This is a genomic window from Enterococcus sp. ZQ21, assembly GCF_030053755.1.
GTDB classification, from domain to species: domain Bacteria; phylum Bacillota; class Bacilli; order Lactobacillales; family Enterococcaceae; genus Enterococcus_B; species Enterococcus_B lactis.
Genome location: NZ_CP125658.1, coordinates 22,471 through 44,150, shown reverse-complemented (window position 1 = coordinate 44,150; position 21,680 = coordinate 22,471). Strand labels below are relative to the sequence as shown.

At 36.7% G+C, this 21,680-nt stretch carries 20 protein-coding genes and 2 pseudogenes; 5 read left to right on the top strand and 17 right to left on the bottom strand.

The annotated features are described in order from the left end of the window. Positions 1 to 12 precede the first annotated feature (12 nt). A complete protein-coding gene (locus tag QK255_RS00195) occupies positions 13 to 330 on the bottom strand; it encodes a PTS sugar transporter subunit IIA (RefSeq protein WP_002341108.1) in 318 nt (105 codons plus the stop codon). A 24-nt stretch (positions 331 to 354) separates the two neighbouring features. After that, positions 355 to 1,755 carry a 6-phospho-beta-galactosidase gene (gene lacG, locus QK255_RS00190; protein WP_016628850.1) on the bottom strand — a complete coding sequence of 467 codons (1,401 nt, stop codon included), beginning with the start codon at positions 1,753 to 1,755 and terminating at the stop codon, positions 355 to 357. A gap of 236 nt (positions 1,756 to 1,991) precedes the next feature. Here lacG and QK255_RS00185 point away from each other — a divergent pair, with 236 nt between their 5' ends. Together QK255_RS00185 and QK255_RS00180 are read left to right on the top strand one after the other, a co-directional pair. Beyond that, positions 1,992 to 2,777: a DeoR/GlpR family DNA-binding transcription regulator gene (locus QK255_RS00185; protein ID WP_002288637.1), complete on the top strand. Its 786-nt coding sequence runs from the start codon at positions 1,992 to 1,994 to the stop codon at positions 2,775 to 2,777. A 2-nt stretch (positions 2,778 to 2,779) separates the two neighbouring features. Then, on the top strand, positions 2,780 to 3,472 hold the full coding sequence (locus QK255_RS00180) for an HAD family hydrolase (protein WP_002288638.1): 693 nt from the start codon (positions 2,780 to 2,782) through the stop codon (positions 3,470 to 3,472). Positions 3,473 to 3,602: 130 nt separating this feature from the next. Here the strand turns inward: QK255_RS00180 and QK255_RS00175 are convergent. The 4 genes and pseudogenes from QK255_RS00175 to QK255_RS00160 form a co-directional block, all read right to left on the bottom strand. Then, a pseudogene (locus tag QK255_RS00175) lies at positions 3,603 to 3,665 on the bottom strand (Cro/Cl family transcriptional regulator); the annotation flags it as partial. Positions 3,666 to 4,064: 399 nt separating this feature from the next. After that, on the bottom strand, positions 4,065 to 4,295 hold the full coding sequence (locus QK255_RS00170; protein ID WP_002288642.1) for a DUF6568 family protein: 231 nt from the start codon (positions 4,293 to 4,295) through the stop codon (positions 4,065 to 4,067). 93 nt (positions 4,296 to 4,388) lie between these two features. After that, positions 4,389 to 4,728 (bottom strand): annotated as a pseudogene (locus tag QK255_RS00165) (hypothetical protein). 926 nt (positions 4,729 to 5,654) lie between these two features. After that, entirely contained in the window at positions 5,655 to 5,771 is a 117-nt protein-coding gene (locus QK255_RS00160) for a putative metal homeostasis protein (RefSeq protein WP_002288644.1), read from the bottom strand. A 531-nt stretch (positions 5,772 to 6,302) separates the two neighbouring features. Between QK255_RS00160 and QK255_RS00155 the strand changes: the two genes are divergently transcribed. Further along, a complete protein-coding gene (locus QK255_RS00155; protein WP_002329618.1) occupies positions 6,303 to 7,520 on the top strand; it encodes an IS110 family RNA-guided transposase in 1,218 nt (405 codons plus the stop codon). Positions 7,521 to 7,856: 336 nt separating this feature from the next. Here QK255_RS00155 and QK255_RS00150 read toward each other — a convergent pair whose 3' ends face one another. From QK255_RS00150 to QK255_RS00115, 8 genes are all read right to left on the bottom strand, one after another. Beyond that, on the bottom strand, positions 7,857 to 8,735 hold the full coding sequence (locus QK255_RS00150; protein ID WP_025479738.1) for an acyltransferase domain-containing protein: 879 nt from the start codon (positions 8,733 to 8,735) through the stop codon (positions 7,857 to 7,859). A gap of 322 nt (positions 8,736 to 9,057) precedes the next feature. Further along, positions 9,058 to 10,083, bottom strand: a complete 1,026-nt coding sequence (locus tag QK255_RS00145) for an FUSC family protein (RefSeq protein WP_002341113.1) — start codon at positions 10,081 to 10,083, stop codon at positions 9,058 to 9,060. Between the two features lie 275 nt (positions 10,084 to 10,358). Next, complete coding sequence (locus tag QK255_RS00140; RefSeq protein WP_002336611.1) at positions 10,359 to 10,790, bottom strand: HIT domain-containing protein; 432 nt, start codon at positions 10,788 to 10,790, stop codon at positions 10,359 to 10,361. 126 nt (positions 10,791 to 10,916) lie between these two features. After that, positions 10,917 to 11,846, bottom strand: coding sequence for an ATP-binding cassette domain-containing protein (locus QK255_RS00135; RefSeq protein ID WP_002292658.1), 930 nt, complete (start codon positions 11,844 to 11,846; stop codon positions 10,917 to 10,919). Continuing rightward, positions 11,836 to 12,924, bottom strand: coding sequence for an ABC transporter ATP-binding protein (locus QK255_RS00130; RefSeq protein ID WP_002292656.1), 1,089 nt, complete (start codon positions 12,922 to 12,924; stop codon positions 11,836 to 11,838). Before QK255_RS00130 ends, QK255_RS00135 begins: the two co-directional genes overlap by 11 nt. 10 nt (positions 12,925 to 12,934) lie before the next feature. Further along, a complete protein-coding gene (oppC, locus tag QK255_RS00125; protein ID WP_047928056.1) occupies positions 12,935 to 13,846 on the bottom strand; it encodes an oligopeptide ABC transporter permease OppC in 912 nt (303 codons plus the stop codon). A gap of 25 nt (positions 13,847 to 13,871) precedes the next feature. After that, positions 13,872 to 15,353, bottom strand: a complete 1,482-nt coding sequence (locus QK255_RS00120; protein ID WP_002329769.1) for an ABC transporter permease — start codon at positions 15,351 to 15,353, stop codon at positions 13,872 to 13,874. Between the two features lie 81 nt (positions 15,354 to 15,434). Next, entirely contained in the window at positions 15,435 to 17,420 is a 1,986-nt protein-coding gene (locus QK255_RS00115) for a peptide ABC transporter substrate-binding protein (RefSeq protein ID WP_002292651.1), read from the bottom strand. Between the two features lie 623 nt (positions 17,421 to 18,043). Here QK255_RS00115 and QK255_RS00110 point away from each other — a divergent pair. Then, positions 18,044 to 18,547 carry a VanZ family protein gene (locus tag QK255_RS00110; RefSeq protein WP_283341562.1) on the top strand — a complete coding sequence of 168 codons (504 nt, stop codon included), beginning with the start codon at positions 18,044 to 18,046 and terminating at the stop codon, positions 18,545 to 18,547. 919 nt (positions 18,548 to 19,466) lie between these two features. Here the strand turns inward: QK255_RS00110 and QK255_RS00105 are convergent. Further along, positions 19,467 to 19,604 (bottom strand): hypothetical protein, encoded by a 138-nt coding sequence (locus tag QK255_RS00105; protein WP_283341624.1) that lies wholly within the window; start codon positions 19,602 to 19,604, stop codon positions 19,467 to 19,469. Positions 19,605 to 19,698: 94 nt separating this feature from the next. Continuing rightward, positions 19,699 to 20,277 carry a TMEM175 family protein gene (locus tag QK255_RS00100; RefSeq protein ID WP_002292646.1) on the bottom strand — a complete coding sequence of 193 codons (579 nt, stop codon included), beginning with the start codon at positions 20,275 to 20,277 and terminating at the stop codon, positions 19,699 to 19,701. 168 nt (positions 20,278 to 20,445) lie between these two features. On the opposite strand from QK255_RS00100, the gene QK255_RS00095 reads away from it, so the two are divergent. Further along, a complete protein-coding gene (locus QK255_RS00095) occupies positions 20,446 to 20,643 on the top strand; it encodes a hypothetical protein (RefSeq protein ID WP_002292644.1) in 198 nt (65 codons plus the stop codon). 101 nt (positions 20,644 to 20,744) lie between these two features. Here the strand turns inward: QK255_RS00095 and QK255_RS00090 are convergent, their stop codons facing one another. Then, entirely contained in the window at positions 20,745 to 21,563 is an 819-nt protein-coding gene (locus tag QK255_RS00090; protein WP_002292643.1) for a ZIP family metal transporter, read from the bottom strand. Between the last annotated feature and the right edge of the window lie 117 nt (positions 21,564 to 21,680).

Genomic DNA, 21,680 nt, shown 5'->3' with positions numbered 1-21,680 from the left:
AGCGTTCTTCTCCTATCCTTGATTCTGTCTGTACAGTACAATAAAGTCTTGAATCAGATCTCTCAGCAATAAAGTGGTCATTAAATGATCCTGCCCATGGATAAAAATGAATCCCATCTCCATCTCTTTCCCAGATGCTTCTTCCGCTAAAATTTTTGTTTGCGAATTATGTGCAAGGGTTAAATTTTCGTCGGCTTCTTTCAACCCCGAATCAACATGTTCAAAGTTTCCTTGTCTTACTTCTTTCAATAATTTCAATAATGTACTGCGAGCGTCGCCTGAATATGCAACGATCTCAAAACCAAGCATTTGTAATTCCTCTTTATTCATCTTTTCTTCCTCCATTATCACTTATTAAATAATCGTTTTGGTTTCACTGACCAACTTGTACCAGTAAGCTGATTCTTTTGGGTAACGCTTCTGGGTTTCAAAATCAACATAAAACAAGCCATACCTTTTGTTATACCCATTTGTCCATGAGAAAAGATCCATAAGCGACCACAAAAAATACCCCTTCACATTTACCCCGGCTGTTATCGCCTTGCTTAAGGATTCAAAATAGACTCTCAAATAGTCGATTCTCGGCTGATCCATAATAATGCCATCTTCAAACTGATCTTTATACCCCATCCCGTTCTCAGTGATATAGATTTTGTTGTAATGTGGGTAATCGCTTTTAATTCGCAGCAACAAGTCATATAGACCTTCTGGATAAATCAGCCAGTCCCAATCAGTTCGAGGAATTCCTTCTTTATAAATGCGTTCTCCGATTCCCTTCACTTTATAAACAGAGGTCCCTTTTTCACCCGTACCGTTATGATGGATTGCATTTTCTCCATCGTAAGCTTTGACAAAATGGCATTGGTAGTGATTGATCCCTAAGTAGTCATTACGCGTGGATGCTTTTTTCAATTCAACGAAATCTTCTTCAGGAAAATGATAGCTGGCCTGATTTGCTTCACATATCTCATCAAGAGCAGTCAAGGTTTCAGTTGAATAATAGCCTAAATAGGTAGCATCTAATAAGAAACGGATCGACAATGCATCGTCTAAAAAGGCAGCATGCTTATCTTCCGGCGCATCTGTTGCCGCATATTTCGTCTCTAATGAGTGAACTACACCAATTTCACCCGGAAGTTCGTTTTCTTTGAAATAGTTCACTACACGGGCATGAGCAACCATCATATTATGAAGACAGGCGACGATCTTTGTAAAATCATATTTGATTCCTGGTGGGAAAACACCTAACAAATATTGATTGGTTGCAACTGGATAGATTTCATTAAAGGTACTCCACACCTTGACTTCTTTGAATTCATGAAAACAAAAAATGGCATAGGAAACAAATGCTTCTATTGTTTCTCGATTCAAAAAATCTCCATGGTCAAACAAACGTTTAGGGGTATCAAAATGATGCAACGTCACAAACGGCGTTACGTTTCTTTTCTTACATTCTTCGAACACACGATGATAAAAAGCGATTCCTTCTGGATTTGGTTTCCCAGCTCCATCAGGAAAAATGCGGCTCCAAGCAATGGATAATCTTAGACCATTTACACCAAAACGTTCACACAATTCAATGTCCTTTGCATATTGATGATAAAAATCACTTGCCGGATCGGGACTGAATCGCCCTTGTTCCTCTAAAAAGTCATCCCAAGCAACAGCGCCTTTGCCACCTTCCTGAGTGGCTCCTTCAACCTGATAGGCTGCTGTGGCTCCGCCAAAAATAAAATCTTCTGGTAATTTAAGCATGTACATCTCTCCTCAAATCTATAATCAGTTTTCGCTCTTTCTAACTGATTGCATTGTAAACGCATCCAAAACATTTGTCAACAAAAACAAACACAAATAATCATAAAAACCAGAAAATAGCAATAAAATCTATTGTAAAAAACATAAACACCACCCTAAATGTTTACTTTTGTTCGAATTAGATTGACTGTTGTCCGTTTATATGATAGATTATCCTTAAATTAGAGGTGAAGACGATGTTGAAAAAAGAAAGATTGCTTACTATCGTAGAAATGGTCAATAAAAAAGGAATCCTTACCGTTAATGAAATCATCAATCAATTAGATGTTTCTGATATGACCGTTCGCAGAGATTTAGATGAATTAGAAAAATCGGGCAAGCTGCTGCGTGTCCATGGAGGGGCTCAAAGTCTTTCCTACACTTTAGATCAAGAACTTTCTCACACTGAAAAAGCCACTCTGCAGATTCAAGAAAAAAAAGAAATTGCTGCCACAGCAGCCTCCTTGATTCACGAGGGAGAAACGATTTTCTTAGGACCAGGTACAACAATCGAACTATTGGCGACGCATTTACTGAACAAGAAAATTCGGATCATTACAAATAATTATCCAGTTTTTGATATTCTTGCTCAAGCAGATGGACCAGAAATTCTACTGATTGGCGGTGATTTCCGGAAAAATACCGGCGCATTTGTCGGACCGATCACCAACGACAATTTAAGAAGACTAAAGTTTACAAAAGCATTTATCAGTTCAAATGGCGTTCACAACGAAGCGATCTCTACTTACAGTACCGAAGAAGGAGAAGCACAGCAGATCGCTCTAAATAATTCCCGTAAGAAATATCTACTCGTTGATAATAAAAAATTCAATCGAGATGATTTTTATGTGTTTTATAATTTGCATGATTTCGATCTGCTCATTACGGATCGCCAGATCTCGCGGGAGGTTCAAGAGCACTATGCACAATATGTCGATCTGCAAATTGCTGATTCAACCGAAAATACCACTATAGGAGCGTAACTATGAAAGGGATTATATTTGATTTCAACGGAACAATGTTTTTGGACTCTCATCTGCATGAAGCTGCTTGGCTGCATATGATACATGATCATACAAAAGATGGTTTATCAGACGAGGATATTTTAAAAAATATTCATGGTCGGACGAATACGGAGATTTTGAAACATTTCATTTCAGAGCATTTGACCGCCTCTGAGATCGCCGTATTGTCAGAAGAAAAAGAAAGCTATTATCGTATGCTTTGCTTGCAAAATGAAAACGAGCTTCAGTTGACAAAAGGGCTTGAAGCGACTCTTGACCAGCTGACTGACCAACAGATTCCATTAACGATTGCCACGGCTACTGTCAAAGAGAATGTTGCTTTTTATTTTGATATTTTCGATTTAGCCCGCTGGTTTGACTGGGACAAGATTGTCTATGACGACGGCTCTTTCCCTGGGAAACCGCAACCGGATATTTTTCTTAAAGCGGCAGACAAACTGAGCTTAGCTCCGGCTGATTGTCTTGTTATCGAAGATGCTTACTCAGGATTACTTGCTGCCAAACGTGCGGGGATCGGAACAATTATTGCAATTGATCCATTCGGTAAAAACAAAACAGTATTTGAACAGGCACAGCTAAATAAAGATGGAACCATCAAAGATTTTACTGGTTTTTGGACAGAGCACCTGTCTGCCACATCCGTTAATTCTTAAACGATTCAACTAACTACCAAAGAAAAGCAACTGAAATGCACACCTCCTTTTATAAAAAACTGCCAGTGAAACGACATGAAAGATACACTGCTATATCCTTAGTGAAATATAGCAGTGTATCTTTGACTTTTTCATTTAATGACTGGGATTGATTGATGACTTCTTGAGTTTTATCTGTTACGTAATCTCTCATTATCCTATCGGCATACTCCGCAAAGTAATCTTGAATAAATTCTTCTACAGGGTAACCAACTTCGTTTTCCCAACCAGGAGAAATTTCATTATCAGTACTTATTAAATCTATTAAAAACCAACCCGTTCTCTGAGTGTTGATTCTATAATATTTTTAATTTCCTATATAAATCAAAAATATTATAGAATCAATAAGCTAATTAAGAAACAAACTTTAGAAACTCTAGAAGAACTTCTGAATTTATATAGAAGTGTGTAGCTACTTACTAAATATACAAAAGTTAAAATAAAATACTCTGGATACTCTTTATACTGCATTAAAGTTAGTAATATTAACAGCAAAGATATCGAAAAAACAATAACATAATATGTGTCAAAATTTTTCATAATAAGAACTCCCTTACTGTTGCATACTAACATAATCCAAAAACTCTTCTACTTCAGCTAAAGACATTCCACTTTCTTTAGTCCAAAAAACAGTTTTTTCTATCGATCCTTCTCTGTAAACTGTAAATGTCGGAGTCGAGTTAATTGAGTAGCGACTCTTGAATTCTTTCCACTCATTTTCATCTTCTCTAACTTTTGCTACATTCACGTAATAAATATTTTCTTTTCCCTTTTCTACCAGCATATCGAATAGCTTCCTGCTTTTGATGATCGATTTCTTGTGCTACATCTAGTAAATTTTCATCAATTTCTATATCATAAAGTATTTCACTAGTGTCTACATCCACAATATATACTTTTTTATCAGTAGCAATTTTTGAGTAATCCGTTAAAATGATCTCAGTCTCGTCACTTTCATCAGTATAAATATACGTTAACAATGAACTCACCTTTTCAATCGGTGTTAGCTCTAAGACTACTGTATTTTTTACTATTGAGTCATTATTTACCACCATAACTTCGTACTGTATATACCATCCTATTTGGTTTCCATCAATATCAGTAATTGGCTCACTAGCTAATGGAGTCTCCGGAACAATATTTTCCCGATATTTCTTAAACTCTTCTGTAGCACGAAAAAGGTTATCATGTTCCTCACTTGAAACTGGTTGAGTCATAGAAAATGTTACTTGGCTAAACAGAGGGAAAATAAACACTACAATCAACAAAGTATAAAAAAAGCCCTTCTTTTTCATTTTTTATCTTCCAATCACAAATTGAAAAACTTATTCCTGCAACTTTGAGTCTAGTATCACAATCGACTGACTACAACTATTCATTTACATTCTACTTTAAGTTCCTCCTTAACCATTAATTTTATTAAAGATATTTGTAATAGTGATTCTCACAAAATTTCATGAAAAATACTTTATTACTGTATCTAAAATTCCAATACACAACTTATCGACTATTATCTGAAAACCAAAACTTATTATTCCTTGATGTTATTCTAGCAATAGTAACTGCTTTTTTATTTTTTTGCATATTTTTTCGGCATTACTTTTTAAAGTTAACTTTTTCGACAAATAGAAAGAGATACGAATCACTGATTTTTTTGAAGAAAAGAAATGGAGTGAGCTGAACGTTAGAGATATTGGGAGCTTTCGTAACTGCTTATTAAACGATAATGGTTATTCGCAACCGTATTGCTCGCTTCTACATGAAATATTTCATGAAATATTTCGCAAAACCTTTGATTATGTAGTTACGTTTCCATTCTTGACTAAAAATGTTTCAAAAACGAACAAAGGTGTTAAAAGGTAAAGTGATCAATACTACTGGTCAAAATAAGAGGTTGAAAGGGAATTGAAAAATAACTACAGATAATACTTTTATAAACGTACGTGCTTTGTGGTTCTGTAGTTAACTATATAACTGGAATTAGGGAATGGTATCAATTTGAAAAGAAAGATTCTACCAATTTATCATATGTTAAAAATGGAAAATCAACAGCAGTTCTTTCGGAAACCTTACACAAAAACCGATTATTGAAAATAGCCAAAAAACGTTTTTCGGCTATTTTTTTAATTAAGTTTCCTTCTTCTTACCTTTTCCCACTATTCCGTTTCACATCTTTGATGATCTTCAGCGCACGTTTTCGTGTTTTGATATTTGGGCTTTTCAAGCGGCGGTATGCACTTGAGATATCTGTTTTTTCCATATGGACGACCCACTTTCTTCTTTGATTGTAGTCATGCTAAAAAACACAAATCGAAACAATTACGATTTGTGTTTTAAATGGTATCAAAAGTTAAAAAGAAAGTCAACTTGTTAAAACAGTCGATCAGACTAGCTGATTGACTCCTATCTCTAGAAATAAATTTTCATTATTACGTTTTAGCTACCTAAAAAAGGCCCTCTTGTCCGTTAACTTTAATATCTATTGTTATAGCTAGTTTACCTATTGAACGTACTGTTTGTTCGATAGAACACTAAAAACATACTAAGATTAGAGGGGAACATCATTGACGAATGATGTTCTCCTCTATTTTCTATTTTTAGATTATAGTGAAGAATGAAAGAAAGTTCGAACAAAGCCTTGAGGACTACGAGTCCCTATCAAAAACCGAACTTCTTTACTGTCATTTTAGAATCAGGTTTACGTATGTTGGGGCCATGAGCCCGTGTATAGGAAATTGGAATCGAAATGAAGCAGTAAAGTTCTTTCAAAACTTAAAAAGGAGGAAAACAAATGCCTTACATTCTTGCATTAGATGTTTCAATGGGACACAGCTACAGTGTCCTATACAAAGACGACACCTGCTTATTTGAAGACGAGATCGAACACACTCAAAGAGGATTTCATGCATTACTCGAAGAGATCCAGCACTTGCCTGAACGTCCATTGATTGTTTTTGAAGCAACGGGGATTTATTCCAGACCAGTCGAAAAGTTCTTTCAAGATCATCACTTTTCTTACTGTTTGTTAAACCCGTTAGAAGCGAAAAAGCAGATGGAAGAAAACACCTTACGCAGTTGGAAAACAGATAAATCGGATGCCCATCGGCTCGCACAGACTCATCTTAAAAATCAACGTCAGCCAAAAGAAGTACAAAGCAATTTTTACTTAGAGATGCGCGATTTAGCCCGTTTTTATCAAGAAATTGAGAAGAAAATCACTCGTCTGCGCATGGATTTACACAACTGCCTTCAGTTGACTTTTCCAGAGCTTGAACAGTTCTTTTCAAACAGGCTGACCCCTTACGCATTGACATTGATCCGTCTTTTTCCCCATCCAGATTTTGTATTGGCATCTACTCGGACAAAAATAAAAAATAAACTGATCAACGAAACACGGAAAAAAATCTCCGCGAATCGTGCCGAGCAAAAGGCAGATCAAATCATCCACTATGCACAGTGTGCCTATCCAGCTGTTGAAAAAGACAGTATCCACTGTCAAAAAACGATCTATTACGCCGAACTTCTCCAAGATTTACTCGAACAAAAAGAAGCACTGGCGACACAAATGATCAAAAAAGCCGAAGGCTCTCCTTGCTTTTTGTTGTACCAAACGTTCCCTGGGATTGGCGCACTCACAGCCGCTTTATTGCTCGGTGAATTAGGAGATATCACACGATTTAAAACCCATAAACAATTGAATGCCTTTGTCGGAATTGACATCCGACGGTATCATTCAGGTAAGTATACTGGCCAAGACCGCATCAATAAGCGTGGTAATCCCAAAGCACGGAAAATTATTTTCTTCACCATTCGAAATATGATTCGCCAGCAACGCGCAGCTCCTAATCATATTGTCGATTATTACTACAAATTAAAAAAGCAACCTATCCCTAAGAAAGATAAGGTTGCCACAGTTGCTTGTATGAACAAGCTTCTGAAATGTATGCACGCTATGGTTAGGGCACATACAGAGTACGACTATGCGTACGCGGTCTCAGTGGACCATTAACTAAACCACTTACAGTATACCACTTCTTTGCCCAGATCGAAAATTTTTTACGAACGGGGCTTTATTTGGTGTGCCTTGATTTTGTCGCTTTCGTTTATGAGCTATTTTTCTTACACCTTTTACTTGACTAATCGTAGGAAAGAGGCTGGGACAGAAGCGTTAACTCCAAGAAATAAGAAGAAATTCACGAAAATTGCTTTTCAAATTTTTGTGAATTTCTTCTTATTTCCGAAGGAGTTGTTTCTGCTTCCGCCGTTTATACGTGTTTAGAGCGTGAGACAAAAGTGTTCTTTACTTTTGTCTCACGCTCTTTTAAACTATTTCGAAGTACTAAACTTATGAAGTGAGAATACCTAAGCCAGAGCCAATGTGCTCGCCTGCAAGCAATTGCTCTTTTGCTTGTCGCTGTAAACTCGTACTTTCTGGATAATCATGTATTTGGGCATCTACTCGTCCAAAGATCCAAGGGACTCCACTATCGTCCTGTTCATCAACTGATAATAATCGATAATCGGCTGCAAAAAGACAGATTTTTGACTCTTTTTTCAACCATTTAGTAAGATTGGGTGATAGTAACCAAGTATCTGTGTACATCACTTGGTAATGGTAATCAGGAAAATAAAGTTCAAAAAAACGAATGGCACTTTCGTAACTATCTCTTATCTTATTCTGAGATAAATCTGCATCGGAAGGAATATGAAGAGAAAGGCACTTCTTTCCTTCTAATCTTAGATCCGTGTACCCTTTCGGAAAATATGTCATTTCGTACTCCAATTCACCAATCCGAAAGATCAAGCCACTAGTGTGATGCCAAATCCAAAAACCACGGTCAAAGCGATAGCTTCCTGTTACTTGGAAATGTTCATGAATAAATCTAGTAAAAGCATTCATTGTTGCCAAATAGATAGTTCTTGGAATCTTCAATGGTTGATAAATTTTTTTCCAACTTTGAGAAGCTGCATATAGATAAATAGCTAATGCTGCAAAAGGTTCCTCTTCATAGACTTTGTCTATTTTCTTTGCAGTCGCCTTTGCTTTATTAGGATCCATTAGTTCATGACTATATTGCTCAAACACCTCATCAAGGATGTTTTTTGCTTGTACAATCATTTGCTCTATAACGACTTTGGGAAGAGTTAAAGTTTCTGCCAGAATTTGGATTTCATTGCTTATTTTCTTCATCAAATTTCCCCTTTTCATATCTTTGAACCTCATTGTTTAAATGATTGATTATCCGGACACCATATGGTATAAACATACTTTTATTGTACACTAACTATAAAACTTAAACTTTCTATGAAGAAAGAATATCTGTAAGACTTTCAAAGAAAGCATTGACCATCTCAGGAAAGTTTATTCAGTTACCATCATAAACAAAATTTTTTGATAGAATAAATATAAAATTTTTTTGAAAGTTCCTTTCCACATTTTTGTGTGAATTTGACTTAATGCTGAGAATCTGGCTTTTGAACACCTTGAATTAGAGGTTGTGACAAAAATCTTGTCATAACCTCTTTTGGCACATATATTTGTCCTTCTATTCTAATTTTTGACGAACAACCGTTAAATAATGTTGCAAACCAACCGTCATTACCCACGCAACACCTAAACCGATGAAACTTCCTATGATGATTCCTAAAAAACGATATTCGATCAAAGACATCAGATAGGCCCCGCGAATAAGTGTAGATAGCATCAACGCCATGGGATTAAGAAAAATATTAGCAACTGCGTAATTTCTAGCAACTAGAAATTGTGCGATTCCGTAAAGAAACGTAATCAGAAAAATCGTCTGCAGTTGCGTGAACGGCACAAATGACAAGACTGCTGACACACATAACCCACCCATCGATCCAATCAGATATTGGACTTGTCGATGCTTCATCGCATCTAAATTTTCCGCCAGCAAAATCGATGCACATGACAAGGTCAACCAATAAGGATTATGCAGATTCAAGCCATGACTGACATAAACGGACAGAAACAAGGCGGCACTGTAGAAAACAGAATCAATGATCACCAAAGGCTCTTCATGAAACCTTTCTTTTAGAGTCGCTTTTTCAATTGTCTGCTCAGGTCGTGAATCCAGTAATTTTGTAATCACTGCCGCAATCAGGGCAAAAACGACACCCATAAAAAAATAAAGCGAGACGATCGGTAATTGAGCGATTGGCAGCTGCATACTCGTTCCCATGGCAGAAAGCATCGCAAAAAACAAGCCACCTGGTTTAGAGATATGGAATAATCGCAACACGAATCTGCTGGAAAAAGCAACCAAAGCTACAGCAAATGGTTCAAGCCATAAAACATAAGTTGACAAAATCCCTAGAACGAAAGCAAACAAAAGTCCACAACCGATCAAAAACATACGTTTCAGCAAAGATTTCATCGGTATGTTTTGATAATAGAAAAAAGTAAAGATCCCTAATGATGAAAAACTTGAAATCAAAAAGTCATGATTTATGTAACCTAACCATAATACGATAAAGATAAGTAGCATCAGGTTCATGATACGAAAAGGATTATCTTGTATTTTATTGAAACGAAAATAAGTCTTGAACAATCTATCCCTCCTTCCTAGTGATTTGAAAAGAAGCTGAATCAAAATGAAATACCAATCCCGTTTGTCAGCATTACCTAGTATAACAATTATTTCTTGATTTTTCATAAAATTAGTATCAAGAAGAAAAAGGCTTGGAAAAGTCAAAACAAAGAACGAACATTCGAGTCGTATTAACAAAAAAAGATAAGGTAGCAAGTTTTCTAAGCAACTCGCTACCTTATCTTTTTTTATTAAAAACCGAATGAATCGTATCTAAGAGCGTACATTCTTCTCTTTTATGCACTGGATTTTTCTCCTGTCCTTTGTCTCATATCAAGAAGCTGGTGCATAGTCTCTAAATCATTCATCGCGCCGGTAAATAAGGGCCAAGCATCCACCCCATCTTGTTTTTTTCTAGGAATAATATGGAAATGAAGGTGAGAGACATGTTCTTCTACTGTCTCATCTTCTGCTTTGATCAAATTGACGCCATCAAAACCGCAATTTTCGACGCAATGAAGAGAAACCGCTCGAATGACGTTCATCAATTCAATAAATAGTTCTTGCTCGCAATCAATTAAATTGACCCGATGTTTTTTGACTAGAGCGATCATATGACCATCGACATCTCCTGCGTTATCTAAAAATACAAGAATATTTTCACTCTCAACTATTTTTCTTCGGTGCAATCTTCCATTCACTATTTTACAAAATAAACAATCCTCCAATTCATCCACCCCTTTGTGGACTAAGAAGGGGTAAGACTTCTCTGTCTTCCCCTTGCTTTTACCAAAATATCGATTAACTATCATGTTTGATCACCTGACTTTCGGTGTCCAGTCAAACTGCAGATCTCACAATTTTCGATACGCTTCTAATTCCTTTTGATTCCCGTATACAAAATGTCCGGGGCGTACTTCCTCGAAAACCGGACCGTCTTTTGTATAATCATGTATGCTAGGATCATACACATGTAATTTTCTTTTCCTTGCTAAAATAGGATCTGGTATAGGCACAGCTGAAAGCAATGCCTTTGTATATGGATGAAGCGGATGGTTGAATAACTCTTCCGTTTCAGCTAGTTCTAAAATATGTCCTTGTCTGATCACAGCGATCCTATCTGAAATAAAACGTACGACTGATAGATCATGAGCGACAAAAAGATATGTCACTTCTCGTTTTTTTTGTGCATCTTTCAGTAAGTTCAACACTTGCGCACGGATCGAAACATCTAAAGCAGAGATTGGTTCGTCCGCTACGACTAATTCAGGTTCCATCACTAATGCACGAGCGATCCCGATCCGTTGTCTTTGACCGCCGGAAAATTCGTGAGGATAGCGGTACATATGCTCTGGAAGTAGTCCGACTTCTTTGATGATTTTTGCCACCTTTTCCAAACGTTCTTCTTCCGAGTGGAACAGGTTAAAATTATAGAGACCTTCTGAGATAATATATTCTACTGTTGCCCGTTCGTTCAACGATGCGGATGGGTCTTGGAATATCATTTGGATCTTACGGATTTTTTCTGCTTGTTCTTTTTTCGACAAGGGACCATTGATCTTTTTCCCTTCAAAGAGAATATCCCCTTTGCTTGTCGGATTTAACCCAATGATTGCTCTGCCAATCGTCGTTTTGCCTGAACCAGATTCTCCTACGAGAGAGAACGTTTCTCCTTTATAAATATCAAAGTTGGCGTCTTGGACAGCTACGAACTTGCTTTTTCCTTCTCCAAAAGTGATTTCTAAATCTTTTACAGTTAACAAAGTTTTTTTATCAGCTGACAACTTGCTTCCCCCCGTCTTGCTCTTCACTATCCAATTCTGCAGCCAAAGCAATCATTTTTTCATGAAGATTTTCGATTTGTTTTGGTTTAAGTACTTTCGGTGCACGAGGATCCAGCAGCCAAGTCTTCGCAAAATGGGTTTCGGATACTTGGAACATAGGCGGTTCACTAGTAAAATCGACCTTCATCGCATAGGCGCTGCGAGGCGCAAAAGCATCTCCTTGGATATCTTTATATAAAGAAGGTGGTGTTCCTGGTACAGAGTAAAGCACATCTCCTTTTTGTGCTAATTGTGGTAAAGAAGAAAGCAAGCTCCATGTATAGGGATGTTTTGGATCATAAAAAATTTCTTCAACTGTTCCGCTTTCGATGATCTGTCCAGCATACATAACAGCTACTTTGTCTGCTATAGCCGCGACAACGCCCAAATCATGGGTGATAAAAATCGTTGTGAATTGATATTCTTCCTGAAGCTCTTTGATTAGTTCCAAGATTTGTGCTTGGATCGTTACATCCAAAGCGGTTGTCGGTTCATCACAAATCAAGATTTTAGGTCGACAAGCCAATGCAATAGCAATGACGATCCGTTGTCTCATCCCACCAGAGTATTGGAAAGGATATTCATCATATCTTTTTGCCGCATTAGGGATTCCTGTTTTTTCCATCAATTCGACAGCTAAGCGTTTCGCTTCTTTCGCTGATTTCTTCTGGTGTTTGATGATGACTTCTGAGATTTGTGAGCCAATTGTTTTGATAGGATTCAGTGAAGTCATAGGATCTTGGAAGATCGTCGCGATTTCTTTTCCCCGAATATCTTCCCATTCTTCATCCTTTTTCAATTCGCTTAATATCTTGTCTTTATAGCGGATCGTTCCTGAAGTGATATTGCCGTTTTGTTCCAGCATCCCGGTGAATGTTTTTGTCAGAACTGATTTTCCTGATCCTGATTCACCAACGATGGCTAATGTTTCTTTTTCTTTTAGCTCTAATGAGACATTTCTGATCGCTTTTAATTCGCGGTGACGAACATGGAAGCTGACCGAGATGTTTTCTACTGATAAAATTGTTTGATTCTCCATTGTTTGCCTCCTAAATATGTGTTCTTGGATCTGCCGCATCTGCAAGAGTTTGTCCTACGATGTATAAAGAAACAGAAACTAACGCCAGTACAGTCACAGGAATCCAGAAAAGATAAGGGTAATTGCTCATGTTATTCGTATATTTTGCGATCAATCGTCCGAGGGAAGGAACATCACTGCTTAACCCAACGCCTAAGAATGAAAGAAAGGTTTCATATGAAATAAACGAAGGTAGCGCTCTAGATACATCTGTCACGATGATAGAAATCAGATAAGGCAGGATATTACGAAAAATCATCCGCAAGGTCGGTGTTCCTAGTGTTTTTGAGGCTAAATTATACTCGCGGTCGCGGATGATCATGACTTGTACCCGAATAAAGTAAGCTACGCTCAGCCAGCTCGTCACACACATCGCAAAAATCAAATTCCAAAATCCCGAACCAAACGTATAAGAGAGAACGATAACGATCAGTAAAGTTGGCACATTCGAGATGATGTTGTAAATTTCCAACATGAAACGGTCAATTGCTTTCGATGTTCCCCAAATCGCCCCTACTACTACACCAATAACTGTAGTGATCAATGTAGCAATGACACTGATGGAAATCGATGTTTTCGCCCCTGCCCAAACTGCATCGAATAAGGACATGCCGTTAGCATCTGTACCAAACCAAAATTTTGCACTTGGTGGATTATAGCGTTTCGTAAAGTCATTGATATCTTTTACATCCATAAATTTGTATCCGCTGAATAATGGCTGGATAAAGCTCATCAATAAGACAGCCAGCATCAGTATCAGCATAAAAATCGCAACTTTGTTTGAAAAGAATTTACGCATGACCGAACGCCAATACGAATACTTCGGCGTATCAATCTTTTCTGAAGCTAACGAATTCGTTTCTACAAAAATGAATTCGTTCATTTGTTCTGTTTTCACATTTTCCAAGCTATTTTCCTCCTGACGATAGTTTGATTCGCGGATCGACTAATGCCATCGCAATATCCCCGGCTAAGATTGAAAATACGGATACTGTGGTAAAGACAAAAACGATTGCGATAACTAATGGATTGTTATGGGTAATGATCGCATCAGGTAGCATTTTCCCCATACCTGGTGCAGCAAACACTGTTTCTGTGATCGTCGCCCCAGCAATCGCTCCGATGATACTTCCTGGAATCCCATTGACGATTGGGATAGCTGCATTTTTGAAAATGTGTTTTCTAGCAATTTCTTTCGCATTCAAACCTTTTGCTTTCGCAAATTTAACATAATCGGAAGACTGTTGGTCGATCATGTAACGTCTCAGCCAAATAACGATTCCAGAAACAGACAATAGTCCTAGAATCACTGTCGGTAATATATAGGAGCGAATATCTTGTGCGCCCAATGCTGGGAAGGAATCTGGCAAAGAAAACCAGCTGCTTCCAATAAATCGGAAGAAATAGATAAAGGCTAGACTTGGCACGGAGATCAGCACCGTTACGATAGCGATCCCTGCTTTATCTGGTATCTTCCCTTTGTAACGAGCCATCAACATCGCAGCAGGTATACCGATCGCATAAGCAATAATAACAGCGATAGCTCCCATACGAAATGATGTACCGATCATCGATGGGTCTTGGTGATTCGTGTCTGTGATGACGTAATTATCAGAAAAATATTTTTTGTCTCGTGAAGAGATGTTTTTTGTTTTCTGATATTGACGGAGATAGATATTAGCAGAAGAGCGCGCTGTAAAATCATCATTAAATGTTGTCTCTGTACTTTCTGTTTTCCCTTGTCCTCCTGAGATGATGCTTGTTACCGCTTGTCCGGCAAATGTCGGATATGAAGTGCCTAGATTCAAATGAACGATATTTTGATGGATATAAGGAAATTGTCCATTGAAATAGATTTGGTATTTATATTGTGTTCCTGAACCGACAAGTGCCCAACCGACCAACTCATCGTTTTCGATACGCAGAGAATGTTTTAAGTTAGGATTGCTGGCATCTTTTACTTTCCATGGGTGATCGATTTGGATCATATTCGCATAGAAATTCACTACGCGTTTTACTAATGGAATATCTTTTGTCGCATAATATTCTTTGCTGATTGGAAATTGTTTGAGCGTCCAACCATTTTTCTTCGCCCAATCTTGGTATTTTTCTTCTAACTGCTCAGAAGAGGCTTTTTCTGATGAACTGCTTCCTACTTCTTTTTTCAGTTCTTTCGTCGTGTGGTATTCGATATAACCCATCTTGCTGAATGCTGTATTTTCATAATCTGCCAGTTCATCTGGTTTTGCCTTTAATTTTCCGTAATTCACATCATTTTGAAATATCGTTTTTCTCGGAACAAGTGAATAGATCACCGCATAGGTTAAGGTAGTTACAAGAAAAATACTAAGTATAGAGCGCAGGACCCTAAATAAAAGGTATCTTTTCACAATTTTCCCTCTCTTTCATCATATAAGTAAAAAAGGCTACAATAGAAATTGAAAGCCTTTTTTACTATTCATTCAGCTAAATTACTTAGAACTTGTTGTTTCTGCTTCTTTCGCAGTTTCTTCTTTTTTCGTTTCCCAAGCTTTCTTCGCTTTGTCGTATTGATCTGTTGTGACGATATCGCTTTGTACTTCTACATATTTCAATTTGTTTGCAGCAATACCTGCCCAACCATATGATCCGCTAAATGGTACTACATTTGTGACACGCGGCGTCCCACCATCTGCATAAATTGGTACTTGCAAAGCATTATCTAACAACCAAGCTTCTGCATCTGCATAAGCAGTGTAACGAGCATCTAAATCATCAGTGATAGCAGCGGCTTTATCCAATAATGCGTCGTATTCAGACAAGTTGATTGCTTTTTTCGCAGCAGTTGATGGATCCGTTCCTTGTACTACGGCAGAAGCTTCCAGTCCAAGTGTATGGATCATATCCCCTTTGCGTGAATCATAGATATTCAAGTAAGAAGATGGATCAGTGTAGTCTGGACCCCAACCAGAGGCATTTGTAATGTCAAAGTCGCCAGCTTGTCCGGTCGTCGCTTGATAAGTAGCAGCTAAATATTTATCTTCATTCAATAGTTGAACATCAACCACTACGTTATCTGATCCTAAAGAAGTTTCCACTGATTTTTTCAAAGATTTGACCATGTTGACACTAATCTCAGAAGTTTCCTCAACTGGCATATCTAAATGAATAGGGAATTGCACACCTTTTGCTTCTAGTTCTGTTTTTGCTTTTTCCATATATTCTTTGGCTTTGTCTGCGTTATAATACCCATCTTGTCCATCAGATAAATTTACATCGCCAAAAGCATCGGAATCCAGTGCTTTTAATTTACTTGCCACTGTATCACCGTAAGGTTTTCCGCCAATTTCTACAAAATCGGCAGGAACAAGTGTATTACGTAATGCTTTAGTGGCTCCTTCTTCTCCTACACTTTGTGCGTTATAGCTTTTCTTATCAAATCCGAATAGAATAGCTAAACGGAAATTGCGGTCTAAAATAGCTTTCTGTGTATCTTCTTTTTCTTTATCTGTTGTTTTTGAAGTTGCATCAAATGTACCTCGGTTAAAGTTAAATGTTAAATTGTATGTGGATCCACCTGTTTGAGACCAAGTCACACCATCTGGATAAGCTTTTGTTACGTCTTTATATCCTGGTGAATTTGGATAAACACGAGCAAGAGATAATTCTCCATTTTCGTAAGATTTAAATAACCCATCGGGATCACTTCCATCATTGTAGGTCCATTTTACTGTGTCTAAATGGACATTTTTAGGATCCCAATAAGATTCATTCTTCGTATATTCGATAACTGATTTAGCTGTATTGTTTGCAAGGATGAAGGGTCCATTATAAAGGATGGAGTCTGGTGTTGGTTTACCGAAATCTTTCCCTTTTGATTTTAGGAACTCTTCATTGATTGGATATAAGATACCGTAAGTCGTTTTGGAGTTCCAGAATGGTTCAGGTTTATTCAATGTGTATTGCACCGTATAGTCATCTACTGCTTTTACCCCAACAGTAGAAAAATCATTCGTTTTACCATCTATATAATCAGATAAGCCTTTGATACTATCTGCCACGATATATAACGTTTCTGATTGTACATCTACCGCGTGTTTCAACCCAGTAACAAAGTCATTTGCTGTCACATTAGCCCCATACTCATTTCCTTCACTATCCACCCAAGGAACACCTTTGCGAAGATGATACGTATAAGTCAACCCGTCATCACTAACTTCCCATGACTTAGCCATATCGCCTTTCAGGTTCCCGTATTGGTCATTTTCCAAAAGACCTTCCACAAAGTTAGTATAGTGGTCACTATTCGTTTTACGGGATGAGAATGTGTAATCTAGCGTTTCAAGATCTGTTACATATACAGAACTATATTCTGATACAAGGTCACTTTTCTTTGAAGAGCTAGACCCTTTTGCATTACTCCCGCATGCTCCCAGCATAACGGCACTTACTAGAAGCAAAGCTAAAACTTTTTTCATATAATGTATATCCCCCTCTTATTTATACTGCTTTCACCCTTTTCAACCCCTATTAACCAGATAATTGCGCAACATATTTAATTAATAAATCACCTGAAATAATTAAAAGATAATGAAAGTTATTGAAATAATACATTTGGCGTTAAGCAATGTCAAGGTGATTCAGCAAAATAATTCGAATTATCTGAAATTTATATATATAACTATATATGCAATTATCTAACTTTTTCTTTTTATCATCAAGAAAATAAAAAAGTAAATATCATTAATACAATAAGCGTAAAACGAATGAATCCGAAGAAAAAAGTGTTGAAAGACTTATCTTTCCATAATTTTTTCATGTATAGCATATCTCACTTTTATACGAAAAATAATATATATATGCATGTAGTTTATATAATTATTAAAAATAATCTTTGAGAGGAAAAAGTGAACGAATAAAAATTACTTAAGTTATATATTTGGACGTTTTCTCATTTTAGACTCATTTAAAAGAAACCGGATTCCCAACAAAAAAAGCTTCTAATTTTCGTACGATAACTACGTTGGTCCTTAAACTTCATACTTTTTTATGATTTTTCAGCAGTTTTCGATGGTATACTTTTTAAATGGAGGAGATGTCTATGCGGTATGTATCAAAATTTTTATTAGGGATTTATTTATTCTTTCTATTATGGTTGATTTTATTCAAGCTGTCATTTAATCTTCCACAATTTCTCACTTATTCTTATAGCAATGTCAATCTCGTCCCTTTTTCTACTTTTTCTTTTGAAAATACGACGGTTTTGCGCGAGACCACTTATAACTTGATTGTCTTTTTTCCTTTTGGGGTGCTTTTGAATGTCAATTTCAAAGGGCTTTCCTTTTCTAAAGAATTAGGGATCATTTTCCTTGTAAGCTTCTTCGCAGAGTTTATTCAATTCCTATTCGGTATTGGCGTAGCGGATATCACTGATGTAATTACTAATACAACAGGAGGTCTGATTGGATTATGGTTCTATCAGCTTTTAAACAAACACCTATCGACAAATAAGTTGGATCGCCTAGTCGTTATTTTGGGGTACGTTTTATTGTTATTTCTAATCGTAGCTTTTTTATTTTTGACACGTACTATCCGTCTTCGATAAAATCGTTCATAAAAAAGGACCGTCACAGATACATTCCAGTGTGTACCTATGACAGTCCTTTTTTATTCAATTATTGATTCTCAAAAAAATCGATTTTCACCTCTACCATTTGGAGTGTACATCTTACACATTGAAGCAGTCAGGATATGTTTCCCTTTGTTTTTTTATCAAAAAATAGTAAAGTAACGGTTACGTCTATTTTCAGATTAATTCTATTAATGAAATGTCCTTTTCCTTGAAAAATAAGTATTACCATAAGCCGTTCATAATTTAAGTACGCATTTTAATCAAAAATGATTATTTTTTTAGCTTAAATGCTTTATATCTTAACATTTTCCTATTCGACACTTAAATCGATTGAGAAATTTTCGTTCTTCTTTATACCCCATATAGGTATATCTATTTATTGTAAAAAGCTTGTTCTATAAATAATTTTTCTTCTTTTCTATCATTTTTCTCTCTTATGAAGGTATCTTTTTCCTTGATTTCTGCCAGTAGATTTTACCTGATCCTACTTTTTGAAGACATTTCAAAGGAAAAAGCAGCAGTTTTTAGAAGTAGCAGAGAAATCAAAACAAGTGTATCGTTATTTTTTAACTATAAAATAACACTAAAAATATAGTTGGTTCGTTATTTTTCACTCTTCTGAATTTACTTTTTTAACCCCATCTGAATTCTCGTTAATATTTATTCATTTCTATTGTATATCCCTTGACAAAAGAAATCTATATGCCTCCTTTAACTAATCTATTGTTTTTTTAGCTATCATAAAGTTATCCACTGTGGAAAAACTAACGATTTTTTTCGATACACTTTTTTAAAAATTTTTTCCACAAATAAAAACATGTTTACAGCAGTATGATTCTGCTGTAAACATGTTTTTATTAAATAGATAGAATATTAGCTTACATAAAGATGTTTATTTTTTTATTGCTGCGAATAATGTCAAGAATACCGTGACACCAACTACTGTCCAAGTCAAATGACCTTGATTCAAATAAATAAGCATCGTGATAAAACTAGTAATCAGTCCTACATGAAGTCTTTTTTGATCCATCTGCATCCCTCTTTGAATACTAGTATCACTCGGATATTTGATCGTTTGTTTATTTTTTCTATATTTTTCTCTTAAATTTTAAACATGGATCATTTTATCGATATTGTGATTCAATGGTACGGCTTGGGATGATCCAAGCAGCAAGAATCACGATGTTTGCGATCAGCACGGCTACTGGCGCTACTAAATAGCCTAAGACAATTCCTAAAACATTCAAGCCAATCGATAAGTATGATTTCTTGTAATCATTCAGCATCGTCTTCAATGCTTTCTCGTGACCCTTATTTGCTTTGACAAGTTCTTTTGCCAAGATATAATACGCAATGTTAGCGGTCAAGGTAACAAAACCATAAGTCATTTCTGGAGCCAGACTATTGATGTACTCACTGATCCATGAAGTGGCAAATGGAAAAAGTGAAAGCGCAAAAATAAAGAAACTGTTCGCCCATAAGACCCGTCCATTTATCTTATGTACAACTTGAAATAAATGATGATGATTGTTCCAGTAAATCGCTAAGATGATGAAACTGACAATATAGATAAAAAATCGGTAACCTAATGCAGCGAGCGCCTCCCACGTATCTCCGTTAGGTTCATGAAGTTCTAAAACTAAAATAGTCATGATAATGGCGATTACAGCATCTGTAAATGCTTCAAGACGATTTTTAGGCATGATATTCTCCTCCTTTTCCGCTCTATTTTAGATGATAAACAAGGGAAAAAGCAATTGTTTGATCATTTAAGCAGATGAAGTAAAAATCAGTCTGCAGTTGGAGGTGTTTTTAGAGAATCCCTGTTATACTTTTTCTATAGTAAAGAATGAACAAGAGGAGGGTTTTGTATGCGTCAAAAAAATATGTTCTTAAATATCTTCATGGTTCTTTTAGTGTTGATTGCCGCTAGCTTTGTCATCAGTCTTTTTGTTAGTGTCGTAAGTGGCCTTTTATGGTTTGCGGTCAAAATTTTGATTCCAATCGCACTTATCATCTGGCTCGTTCGTTGGATCAAAGGCAATACACATCGAAAAAACTATTATTAATGAATCACATGATCACTCCGTTATGATATAACTTACTTAAAAATAGGGTCGCGACATAAGTTCGCGACCCTATTTGATATATCATATATGAATTTTCCCAATTATCCTAATGCTACATCCAAGATCATCATAATGATAAATCCGCTCATAACACCAAAAACTGCAAAATGACGTTTGCTAGACAATGTCTGCTGTGCTTCGGGAATCAATTCTTCCACCACGACATAAATCATCGCTCCTGCAGCAAAAGCAAGTGCATAAGGAAGCAGCAGCTCCACTTTCGTTACTAGTAGTGCGCCAATCACCCCAGCGATTGGTTCAACGATTCCAGAAGCTTGTCCGTAAACAAAGGCCTTTTTACGGCTCAGACCTTCTTGTCGCAATGGGATTGATACAGCTGCTCCTTCTGGGAAGTTTTGGATACCAATACCTAGCGCCACCGAAACAGCGGCTAGTATAGCGGCTGTCGGATTATCCGCAGTTGCTGCTGCACCGAACGCTACCCCTACGGCTAAACCTTCAGGAACATTATGCAATGTAATAGAAAAAACAAGCAAGATTGTCCGCTTTAGATGGGTAGGCAATCCTTCTGCTTCATGTTGCGGTCCAAAATGCATATGGGGCAGTGTTTTATCTGCCATATATAAAAACACCCCACCTAAACCAAATCCAATACTTACAACTAGCCAAGCAATATCTCCATTTTCTTCTGCTTTTGTAATCGCTGGATCGAGCAAGGACCAAAAACTTGCAGCAATCATGACACCAGAAGCAAATCCTAACATCAAATTTAGCACTTCTTTTTTGATTTCTTTAAAGAAAAAAACCAATCCGGCACCAAGAGCTGTCATAAAATAAGTGAAAGCTGTCCCAGCAAGTGCTTGCTGCCAAGGATCAAGCCTCAATAGCCATTCAACCATGCCATTCCCCTCTCTTGAATCTATTTATGTACTACTCTAGCATATTCCCAAAAACATGACTACATTTTTGTGAAAAGACGAATTAGTTGGGATTTTCGATAAAAAGTTCTATACTCT

Excerpts from the sequence above, each read along its gene's own strand:
- QK255_RS00195 (WP_002341108.1), bottom strand. The coding sequence starts at position 330 with ATGAATAAAGAGGAATTACAAATGCTTGGTTTTGAGATCGTTGCATAT.
- lacG (WP_016628850.1), bottom strand. The coding sequence starts at position 1,755 with ATGCTTAAATTACCAGAAGATTTTATTTTTGGCGGAGCCACAGCAGCC.
- QK255_RS00185 (WP_002288637.1), top strand. The coding sequence starts at position 1,992 with ATGTTGAAAAAAGAAAGATTGCTTACTATCGTAGAAATGGTCAATAAA.
- QK255_RS00180 (WP_002288638.1), top strand. The coding sequence starts at position 2,780 with ATGAAAGGGATTATATTTGATTTCAACGGAACAATGTTTTTGGACTCT.
- QK255_RS00170 (WP_002288642.1), bottom strand. The coding sequence starts at position 4,295 with ATGCTGGTAGAAAAGGGAAAAGAAAATATTTATTACGTGAATGTAGCA.
- QK255_RS00160 (WP_002288644.1), bottom strand. The coding sequence starts at position 5,771 with ATGGAAAAAACAGATATCTCAAGTGCATACCGCCGCTTGAAAAGCCCA.
- QK255_RS00155 (WP_002329618.1), top strand. The coding sequence starts at position 6,303 with ATGCCTTACATTCTTGCATTAGATGTTTCAATGGGACACAGCTACAGT.
- QK255_RS00150 (WP_025479738.1), bottom strand. The coding sequence starts at position 8,735 with ATGAGGTTCAAAGATATGAAAAGGGGAAATTTGATGAAGAAAATAAGC.
- QK255_RS00130 (WP_002292656.1), bottom strand. The coding sequence starts at position 12,924 with ATGGAGAATCAAACAATTTTATCAGTAGAAAACATCTCGGTCAGCTTC.
- oppC (WP_047928056.1), bottom strand. The coding sequence starts at position 13,846 with ATGAACGAATTCATTTTTGTAGAAACGAATTCGTTAGCTTCAGAAAAG.
- QK255_RS00115 (WP_002292651.1), bottom strand. The coding sequence starts at position 17,420 with ATGAAAAAAGTTTTAGCTTTGCTTCTAGTAAGTGCCGTTATGCTGGGA.
- QK255_RS00110 (WP_283341562.1), top strand. The coding sequence starts at position 18,044 with ATGCGGTATGTATCAAAATTTTTATTAGGGATTTATTTATTCTTTCTA.
- QK255_RS00105 (WP_283341624.1), bottom strand. The coding sequence starts at position 19,604 with ATGGATCAAAAAAGACTTCATGTAGGACTGATTACTAGTTTTATCACG.
- QK255_RS00100 (WP_002292646.1), bottom strand. The coding sequence starts at position 20,277 with ATGCCTAAAAATCGTCTTGAAGCATTTACAGATGCTGTAATCGCCATT.
- QK255_RS00095 (WP_002292644.1), top strand. The coding sequence starts at position 20,446 with ATGCGTCAAAAAAATATGTTCTTAAATATCTTCATGGTTCTTTTAGTG.
- QK255_RS00090 (WP_002292643.1), bottom strand. The coding sequence starts at position 21,563 with ATGGTTGAATGGCTATTGAGGCTTGATCCTTGGCAGCAAGCACTTGCT.